Here is a 3,258-nt window from a genome sequence, read left to right as displayed (position 1 = left end):
GCGGCCGACGACGCCACAGAAGTGCTGCGCGCGTTCGCCGAACGCGCCGACGCCGACCCGGCGTCGGTGCGCTGGAGCTACCGCAGGGACTTCGGCGTCCCCGTGGACGACGGCCCGCACGGCCCGCAGGAGCTCCTCCGGCTCGGTGTCCTTGACCAGGAAGCCGGAGGCACCGGCACGGATCGCCTCGAAGACGTACTCGTCGAGCTCGAAGGTGGTCAGCATGACGACCCGGACCCCGCCGAGGTCCGGGTCCGCGGTGAGGCGCCGGGTCGCCTCAAGCCCGTCGAGCCTGGGCATCCGGATGTCCATGAGCACGACGTCGGGGCGCAGCGCGCGGACCCGGTCCACCGCCTCCTCGCCGTCGGCGGCCTCGCCGGCCACCTCGATGTCGGGCTGGGCGTCGAGCAGCGCGCGGAACCCCGCCCGTACCAGCGACTGGTCGTCGGCGAGCAGGACACGGATCACGGACGGTTCTCCTCGGGTCTCGGGGCCTCCTGCGGGCGGAGCGGGAGGGCGGCGTGGACGCGGAAGCCGCCGTCCGGGCGGGCGCCCGCCTCGATGGTGCCACCGAGGGCGGCGGCCCGCTCCCGCATTCCGGCGAGTCCGTTCCCGCTGCCGCCGGCCTCCGTGCCGGTGGCGGGGCCGTCGTCGTCGACGGTCAGCTCCAGACACCCGGAGCCCTGTCCGATCCGTACCCGGGCCGTACGCGAACCGGAGTGCCGCACCACGTTGGTGAGCGCCTCCTGCACGATCCGGAAGGCGGCGAGGTCGGCGCCCGGCGGCAGGGCGGGCGGAGGGCCGCTCGTCGAGACGGTGACGGTGAGGCCCGCGGCGGCGGCCTGCTCGACGAGTTCGGGGAGCCGGTCGAGGCCGGGGGCGGGGGCGCGGGGGGCGTCACCGGGGGTACGGAGGGTGTCGAGGACCTGGCGCACCTCGCCGAGCGCCTCCTTGCTGGCCGCCTTGATGGTGGTCAGCGCGGTCCGGGCCTGCTCCGGGTCGGAGTCCAGGAGGGCGAGGCCGACGCCCGCCTGCACGTTGATCACGGAGATCGAGTGGGCCAGCACGTCGTGGAGTTCGCGGGCGATGCGGAGCCGTTCCTCGTCGGCGCGCCGCCGCTCGGCAGCGGCCCGCTCGGCCCGCAGCTGGGCGCCCTGCTCTCGCCGCACCCGGACGACCTCGGAGGCGGCGAGCACGGCCACCGCGAAGGCCGCGGCCGGAAGCTCCTGCCCCCAGGGCGCGGGCCCGTCACCGGCCGGGGGCAGCCACCGGTAGAACCAGTGCGAGAGCAGCAGATGGCCCGCCCAGAGCAGGCCGATGGCCCACCAGGCGGCGGTCCGGTGCCCGTGGACGACGGCCGCGAAGCAGGCGACGGCCACCATGACGAAGACCGGGCCGTACGGATAGCCGGCCGCGAGGTACCCGAGGGTGACGGCCGCGACGGCGAACACCACCGGCACGGGCCTGCGGTGACGCAGCAGCAGCGGGACCGCCCCGAGCAGGAGCAGGGCCCGCCCGAGGGCGTCGAGCGTCTCCCGGTCCGGCTGGTTCCGCGCGGAGAAGCCGGTTCCCGCCATGACGAACACGGCGATCAGCAGCGTCGACCGCCAGGGCAGGCCCCTGTCGCTCCCCCACCCCTGTTCCCATGGCTCGCGCCGGGGCACGCGACCGTGCCCACGCCGGAACGCACGGCCGTGCCGACGCCGGGGTCCGCGGCCGTGCCCACCGCGGGGTCCGCCCGGCCGCTCCTCGTCCCTATCGGCTTCCATACCGGTCACGCTAACCGCGACCGCCCGCCGCGCACGTCGGCCCGGCGGGGTGGTCGCGTGTACTCCCGCGGGAGTAGGAGCGGGGCCCGGACGGTCGGGTCAGCCGCGCGGGAGCAGGCCCACGTCCTGGCCCAGGCGGCGGGCGGCCGTCGCGAAGAAGGCGTCGCGGTCCTCGACGACGCGGTGGAACTGGCCGAAGACCTCGAAGGAGACGAGGCCGAAGAGCTGCGACCAGGCGGCGACGAGTGCGACGGCGAGGGCCGGCGGGAGGTCCGGGGCGATGTCGGCGCTCATGCGGACGGCTTCGGGGCGCAGGGCGTCCGGCAGCGGCGGCAGGGCGACGCCCTCGCCCGCGTGGGCCCGGCGGGCGATGTCGATGAGGACCAGGCCGACGCGGGAGGCGGGGACGATCGTGTCCTGGGGGGCGGTGTAGCCCGGGACGGGGGAGCCGTAGATGAGGGCGTACTCGTGGGGGTGGGCGACGGCCCAGGCGCGGACCGCCCGGCAGACGGCGGTCCACCGGTCGAGGGGGCGCTCGGCCTCGGCCTCGGCGGCCGCGCGCTCGGCGGCGGCGCCGACGGCGTCGTAGGCGTCGACGATGAGGGCGGTGAGCAGGTCGTCGCGGCTGGGGAAGTAGCGGTAGAGCGCGGAGGACACCATGCCGAGCTCGCGGGCGACGGCCCGCAGGGACAGCTTGGCGGCGCCCTCGGCGGCGAGCTGGGTGCGGGCCTCGTCCTTGATGGCGGCGGTGATCTCGATGCGGGCGCGGGCGCGGGCTCCTCGGACGGTCGTCATGGAGAGCAGTGTGCCATTTTCAGAGCACCGTAACGAAACGAGAGCACCGCTCTTGCTTGTGAGCACCGAACCGTGCACACTGATCTCAAGCGAGAGCAGCGCTCACAGTTTCGTTCCGCAGGATTCGCCAGGAGGCCCTCATGTCCGCCCAGCCCGCCACCCCCGCCCCCGGCTCCGTCCCCACCGGCCCCGCCACCGGCTCCTCCCCCGCCGCCGTCCACGTCATGAAGCCCGGCTGGTTCACGGTGAACGTCCTCAACCGCGCCGTCGCCTGGATGACCCGCCGGGGCATCAGCGTCTGGGGCTCCCGCGTCCTGGCCGTCCGCGGCCGTAAGAGCGGCGAATGGCGCCGCACCCCCGTCAACCTCCTGACGGTGGACGGCGCCCGGTACCTCGTCGCCCCCCGCGGCCACGTCCAGTGGACGCACAACATGCGGGCCGCCGGCGGCGGGCAGCTGCACCTCGGCAAGCACGCGGAGGAGTTCACCGCCGTCGAGGTGGCCGACGACGACAAGCCCGCCCTGCTCCGCGCCTACCTCAAGCGCTGGAAGGCGGAGGTCGGCGTCTTCTTCGGCGGTGTCGGCCCCGACTCCTCCGCGGAGGAACTGCGGGCCATCGCCCCGAAGCACCCGGTCTTCCGCATCACGACGACGGGCCCCGTCACCCCGGCCGCGTGACGCGGCCGGGGTGACGG

4 protein-coding genes are annotated in these 3,258 nt (G+C 75.3%); 1 reads left to right on the top strand and 3 read right to left on the bottom strand.

Translation table 11 applies throughout. From position 1 onward, the window contains the following. The 3 genes from ABZ318_RS39315 to ABZ318_RS39305 all read right to left on the bottom strand — a co-directional run. The coding region (locus ABZ318_RS39315; protein ID WP_356907208.1) for a response regulator transcription factor at positions 1–468 on the bottom strand (468 nt) is incomplete at its 3' end. Next, positions 465–1,577, bottom strand: coding sequence for a sensor histidine kinase (locus ABZ318_RS39310; protein WP_356907207.1), 1,113 nt, complete (start codon positions 1,575–1,577; stop codon positions 465–467). The genes ABZ318_RS39310 and ABZ318_RS39315, both read right to left, overlap by 4 nt. A gap of 291 nt (positions 1,578–1,868) precedes the next feature. Beyond that, positions 1,869–2,564 (bottom strand): TetR/AcrR family transcriptional regulator, encoded by a 696-nt coding sequence (locus tag ABZ318_RS39305; protein WP_356907206.1) that lies wholly within the window; start codon positions 2,562–2,564, stop codon positions 1,869–1,871. A gap of 224 nt (positions 2,565–2,788) precedes the next feature. Here ABZ318_RS39305 and ABZ318_RS39300 point away from each other — a divergent pair, with 224 nt between their 5' ends. After that, on the top strand, positions 2,789–3,241 hold the full coding sequence (locus ABZ318_RS39300; RefSeq protein WP_356907209.1) for a nitroreductase family deazaflavin-dependent oxidoreductase: 453 nt from the start codon (positions 2,789–2,791) through the stop codon (positions 3,239–3,241). The last annotated feature ends 17 nt before the right edge of the window (positions 3,242–3,258 follow it).

The sequence above is a fragment of the Streptomyces sp. NPDC006197 genome, assembly GCF_040613865.1.
GTDB lineage: Bacteria > Actinomycetota > Actinomycetes > Streptomycetales > Streptomycetaceae > Streptomyces.
The sequence above is the reverse complement of the archived record's forward strand: the minus strand, read 5'-3'. Positions and strand labels throughout refer to the sequence as shown.

Bases quoted from the DNA above. Each gene is read 5' to 3' on its own strand.
- ABZ318_RS39310 (WP_356907207.1), bottom strand. From the start codon at position 1,577: ATGGCGGGAACCGGCTTCTCCGCGCGGAACCAGCCGGACCGGGAGACG.
- ABZ318_RS39305 (WP_356907206.1), bottom strand. From the start codon at position 2,564: ATGACGACCGTCCGAGGAGCCCGCGCCCGCGCCCGCATCGAGATCACC.
- ABZ318_RS39300 (WP_356907209.1), top strand. From the start codon at position 2,789: ATGAAGCCCGGCTGGTTCACGGTGAACGTCCTCAACCGCGCCGTCGCC.